This window comes from Sphingomonas sp. PAMC 26617 (assembly GCF_000242835.1).
In the GTDB taxonomy this organism is placed as follows: domain Bacteria; phylum Pseudomonadota; class Alphaproteobacteria; order Sphingomonadales; family Sphingomonadaceae; genus Sphingomonas.
The window spans coordinates 56,444-61,935 of record NZ_JH594427.1 but is presented as its reverse complement, the minus strand read 5'-3'; the positions used below and the strand labels follow the sequence as shown (position 1 = coordinate 61,935).

Here is a 5,492-nt window from a genome sequence, read left to right as displayed (position 1 = left end):
CGCATCAAGGCGGTCAACAACAAGACCCGAGTAAGCGTCCGGTCTGCCCCGCCTTGCGGGAGGTGTGATCCGCAGGCCACAGGTGCGGCACTGTGGCAAGCACCGGTGCGGCACTATGGCTATGATGATTATCGAGGGTTCTGGCACGGGCGGGGCGGAGCCGCGTCGGCGGTTTAGCGATGACGACAAGGCGCGGATCGTCTCGGAGGCGATGATGCCTGGGGCGAGCGTTTCGGATGTCGCGCGGCGTTACCGGGTCTGTTCTTCGCTGGTGTCTCGCTGGCGGCGCGTGCTGCTTCGCGACGGTGTCCCGGTCGAGGCACCGCGGCTGCGCCGGCGCCGGCGTTCGTGCCGGTGGAGGTGGCGAGCGCGTGTGCCCCTCCTCAGCCGGAGCCCCTTGGACCGGGAGTGGTCGAGGTGATCTGCTCTGGTGGGCAACGCGTTCGCCTTGCACCACCCATCGACGCGCGGGTGCTGAAGGCCGTGCTGGCTGGGTGCGGGTGATCGGCCCGCCGACCGGCGTCCGGGTGTATCTGGCAGCTGGCGTCACGGATATGCGCAAGGGCTTCGACGGGCTGGCGGCGCTCGTTCAGCAGCGGCTTGGGGTCACTGCACGAAAGTGAAGTTTACGTACGCTAGGATCGAACGAACGGCGAACACGGAGGATGCTAACGTCGGAAAGGTATGACGACACCTTGGTCGATGAAGGCGCGCATACCTTCTTCATCGACGGTCTGACGAAACGCGGCATGCGCCGCATCATCAGTCGCGAACAGGTCGTCCCAGACCGTAGACGTTCCATGCTCGTTTTCGACTTCGAGCGACCAGCCTGGCTCATTTTCCAACCGAATGATGTTCACTCTCACGGTGACGCCCTGCTCGGTGACGATACCAGACAGGCTCGAGGTGACGATGTTAGGATCGCGCTCGTGCATCGCTCTTTCCTTATACTTTGACTGCGGTTTTGGCAGCGGTGCCTTCGAGAGCCTTGTATAGCGCGGTTTTGCCAACCTTGAGGCGCGTGGCCGCCTCGCGGACAGTCAGCCCTGCCGCGATATGATTGCGCGCCTTGCGCAATTTGTCAGGCGTGATGACCGGACGTCGACCGCCAAGGCTCCCTCGTTCCCGCGCAGCCTTCAATCCGGCGTTGGTGCGCTCGCGGATTAGATCGCGCTCGAACTGGGCAAGCGAGCCGAAGATGTTGAACACCAGCATGCCGCCTGACGTGGTGGTGTCGATCTGCTCGGTGAGCGAGCGGAAGCCGACGCCGCGCGCGGCGAGTTCGCCAACCTTCTCGATCAGGTGGCTCATCGAGCGGCCAAGACGATCGAGCTTCCACACGACCAGCGTGTCGCCAGCACGCAGATAGGCAAGCGCTTCGGCCAGCCCCGGCCGATCGGTCTTCGCGCCAGAGGCGTGGTCGTCGAACGTGCGCTCGCATCCGGCCGCCTTCAGCGCATCATGCTGCAGCGCGAGCTTCTGATCGCCGGTCGAGACCCGCGCATAGCCGATCAGCGCCACGGTCGGTCCCGATCTGTCCGTTTTCCCATCGATTTGCATTCTTGTCCGAATCGCCATCGCGGGTCCAGAGTTGACGGACATATTCATGCTGGCCGCCAGAGGACCGTCTGACGGACAGGGCGGTAAGGGTTGTGGCGCATGGCAAGGCGGCGGTTGCTGACACGCGAGGCGCTCGCCCCGCAATACGATCCCCCGACCGACGAACGGGAAATCGCCCGTCACTTCACCCTCAGCCGTGACGATCTCGATCTTGTCGGCGAACGCCGGGGAGCGTCTAGCCGGCTCGGGTTCGCGCTGCTGCTGCTTTACATGCGTTGGCCGGGCCGCGTGCTGGAGGCCGGCGAGAAACCGCCGCACGCGATCCTCGCCTTTATCGCCGAGCAGATCAATGTGCCGACACCGGCGTTCGACGATTACGCCCGTCGCGATGAAACCCGCCGCGCGCATCTCGCCGATCTCATGCAGCGGTTCAGCTATGCCGCTTTCGATCGGAATCACTTTCGCGCGATCGTGGCGTTCGCGATGCCGGTCGAGCAGACCGTCGCCCAGCCTCTCCTGCTTGCCGGCACCGTCATCGATGAGTTGCGACGACGCCGGGTGCTGCTGCCGCCCCCGGCTGTCATCGAGGCGATCGTCAGACACGCGCGTCAGCAGGCCGAACAACTCACCCATGAAATCCTGACCAACGGCATTGAGCCGGACAAGCTCGCAGCGCTGGACGCCTTGCTGACCCGGCGGTCAGATCAGGGAACGACATGGCTGGCCTGGCTGCGGAACGTGCCGCAGTCGCCGGCAGCGCGCAACATCCTGCGGCTGCTCGAACGGCTCGATCATGTCCGGACGCTCGGCCTCGACCCGTCGCGCGCCGCCATGATACCGTCGGCAACCTTTGATCGATTAGCCGACGAGGCAGTGCGGACCACGCCGCAACATCTCGGCGAGCTGGCGGCCATGCGCCGCCACGCGACGCTCGCGGCCGCGGCCATCCGGCTCGAGGAAAGCCTGACCGACGCCGCGCTCACCATGTTCGACAAGCTGCTTGGCAGCATGGTGCGCCGCGCGGAAAACCGGACGCGCGACAAGGCGATCAGGACGGTACGCGAAATGCAGGGGCATCTACGTACTCTGACCGATAGCTGCCGCGTGCTGATCGACGCGCACGCAAAGGGTATCGACTCCCTTGCGCGTATCGGCCCGTTCGATTGGGAACGGTTCGGTTCCGCTGTCGCTCAGGCGGAAGTCCTCGTCCGCCCCGAGACGATCGACCGCACGGCCGAACTGATCGAGCGACATCGCACGGTGAGACTGTTCGCCGGGCAATTCCTGCGGGCGTTCGCGTTTCGCGGTGCCGGACCGGTCCAGGGCATCCTCGACGCGCTCGCCATCATCGCCGATCTTTACCACAACGGCAAACGACGCCTGCCCGACAAGGTGCCGCTGCGCTTTGTGCCGGCGGGCTGGCGGCCCTTCGTGATCCACGACGGCGTCGTTGATCGCGCGGCCTATGAACTCTGCGCGCTGTCCCAGCTTCGCGATCGGTTGCGGGCCGGCGATATCTGGGTGGCGGGCAGCCGCCAGTATCGCGACTTCGATAGCTATCTCATTCCGCTCGCCACTTTCGCGGCGCTGCGCGAGAAGGGGCCGCTTCCGCTCGCGATCGAAACCGGGTTCACTTCTCATATCGAGGATCGCCGCGAACGCCTGGACCGCGCGATCGAGCGGGTGACGGTGCTGGCCCGGCAGGGCGAACTACCGCAGGTCCGGCTCGACGAAAATGGGCTGATGATCTCGCCGCTGAAGGCGATCACGCCCCCTGCGGTAGAGATCGCGCGCCGCACCGCCTATGACCGTCTCCCCCGGGTGAGAATCACGGATATTCTGCTCGATGTCGATGCGTGGACCGGCTTCGGCGACTGCTTCACGCATCGGCGCTCAGGCCGTCCTGCCGACGATCGCAACGCACTGCTGACCGTGATCCTCGCCGACGGCATTAATCTCGGTCTGACCCACATGGCGGACAGTTGCCGGGGCGCGAGCCTGCGCCAGCTCGCCCATCTGCATGACTGGCACATCAGCGAGGCTGCCTATGGCGAGGCGCTGGGACGACTGATCGACACGCACCGTGTGATGCCGCTTGCGGGACTGTGGGGCAGCGGCATCAGCTCGTCGAGCGACGGGCAGCAATTCCATGCAGGTGGGCGTGGTGCCGCCATCAGCGACATCAACGCGCGCAAAGGCAACGAACCCGGCGTGTCCTTCTATACGCATATCTCGGACCAGTATGACCCGTTCGGCTCGCGCGTGATCGCCGCGACCGCGGGCGAGGCCCCCTATGTCCTCGACGGTCTGCTGTACCACCAGACCGGGCTGTCGATCGAGGAGCATTACACCGACACAGGCGGCGCGTCCGACCATGTATTCGGGCTGATGCCGTTCTTCGGCTACCGCTTCGCGCCACGCTTGCGTGATATAAAGGAGCGCCGCCTGCATCTGCTGCCCGGTCAGGAGGCAGGGCCGTTGCTCGCCGGCATGGTCGGCGATCCGATCGCACACGACCACGCAGCCGCGCATTGGGACGAACTGCTGCGGCTCGCCACGTCGATCAGAACCGGAACCGTCACGGCCTCGGCAATGCTGCGCAGGCTCTCTGCCTATCCGCGGCAGAATGGCCTGGCGCTGGCGCTGCGCGAGATCGGGCGGCTTGAACGCTCGATCTTCATGCTCGACTGGTTGCAGGATATCGATCTGCGCAGACGCACCCAGGCAGGGCTGAACAAGGGGGAAGCGCGCAACGCGCTTGCGCGCGCATTGTTCTTCAACCAGCTCGGCGAGCTGCGCGATCGCCGGTTCGAGAACTAGTCCTACCGCGCCTCCGGCCTCAACCTTCTGGTCGCCGCGATTATCCTTTGGAACACCCGCTATCTCGAACGGGCACTGGCCGATATGGGAGCGCCGGACGACATTGCCCGTCATATCGCACCGCTGGGCTGGGAGCATATCGCGCTCACCGGCGACTATAGCTGGGAGCGGGACGATCGACCGGGGCCGATCAGTTCCGGCCGCTCCGCATTTTGCCCTCGTTCCTCGCAGCATGAGGCCCTTTGCATGTCTGGAAGCGCCCATTTGCGGGCGCCAAGGGGCAGCGATTATTATCCCGAAAGCAGACTTTCGCTCGCGGCGTTGTATATCTGGCACATGGCGTCCCAATCACCCTGTCTTTTGCCGATCGAACTCACAGGGACCGACGCCCCAGACGTTGCGAGCCTATATAGCCGTTGCGCCGACTACTTCCTTTTGCAGAATGGGGCGGTGTCCACACTGGCGGATGCTCACGAGCTTTTTACCGACGTGCCGCCTGAAAAGGATTCCCGCGATCAAATCGTCCTAGGTTGGAAGGGGGCAGACGGCCTATATGCAATAGCGGCGATCCTTCGCGATTATCCCCATGATGGCGCATGGTATCTCGGCTTCATGATCGTCGATCCTGTTCAGCGGGGTCGAGGTGTTGGCCGGTCGATCTACTCGAAAGTCGAAGACTGGGCCGCTGCGAGAGGTGCCACAGAAATCCGGTTGGCAGTCCTAGAAGCGAACGAAGCCGGCGAACGCTTCTGGCGTTCCCTCGGCTTCTCCGAGGTTCGGCGCGTTGGACCCGACACCTTCAAAATGCGAATCCACCGCCGCATCGAACTGAACCGTTATCTTAACGGCGCCTTTGCCTATGACGGCACCCAATAGCTGCCTGATCGTCTCCGCCACAATCAGCTGTTCGCCGTTCGTTCGTGCTTAGCGTACGTAAAGCTCACTTTCGTGCAGTGACCCCTAGAATCCTCACTTGTTCGAGGATTTGAGGACTGAGAGCTGTGAATTGCTCAAAGCTCCGGGGGGCGGATGTCATAATCTCGTAGCCTATGGGCCGCAGAGGACATAACTACGACCATTGTTGGGCAGACCGTTGTATTGGTCTTGCTGGA

Annotated in this window: 5 protein-coding genes and 1 pseudogene; 4 read left to right on the top strand and 2 right to left on the bottom strand. The window is 63.7% G+C overall.

From position 1 onward, the window contains the following. The first annotated feature begins 115 nt into the window (after positions 1 to 115). Positions 116 to 421 (top strand): transposase, encoded by a 306-nt coding sequence (locus RH91_RS23660; protein ID WP_081469613.1) that lies wholly within the window; start codon positions 116 to 118, stop codon positions 419 to 421. 73 nt (positions 422 to 494) lie between these two features. Next, positions 495 to 623 carry an IS66 family insertion sequence element accessory protein TnpB gene (tnpB, locus tag RH91_RS21975; protein ID WP_010165353.1) on the top strand — a complete coding sequence of 43 codons (129 nt, stop codon included), beginning with the start codon at positions 495 to 497 and terminating at the stop codon, positions 621 to 623. 45 nt (positions 624 to 668) lie between these two features. On the opposite strand, the gene RH91_RS20760 is transcribed toward tnpB, so the two are convergent. Continuing rightward, positions 669 to 935 (bottom strand): hypothetical protein, encoded by a 267-nt coding sequence (locus RH91_RS20760; protein ID WP_010165352.1) that lies wholly within the window; start codon positions 933 to 935, stop codon positions 669 to 671. Positions 936 to 945: 10 nt separating this feature from the next. Then, complete coding sequence (locus RH91_RS20755) at positions 946 to 1,521, bottom strand: recombinase family protein (protein ID WP_029624164.1); 576 nt, start codon at positions 1,519 to 1,521, stop codon at positions 946 to 948. Positions 1,522 to 1,659: 138 nt separating this feature from the next. Here RH91_RS20755 and RH91_RS20750 point away from each other — a divergent pair. Together RH91_RS20750 and RH91_RS23520 are read left to right on the top strand one after the other, a co-directional pair. Next, a pseudogene (locus RH91_RS20750) lies at positions 1,660 to 4,616 on the top strand (Tn3 family transposase). A gap of 10 nt (positions 4,617 to 4,626) precedes the next feature. Further along, the gene (locus RH91_RS23520) at positions 4,627 to 5,256 is read left to right on the top strand and encodes a GNAT family N-acetyltransferase (protein ID WP_332306630.1); all 630 of its coding nucleotides are present in this window, start codon (positions 4,627 to 4,629) and stop codon (positions 5,254 to 5,256) included. Positions 5,257 to 5,492: the final 236 nt, after the last annotated feature.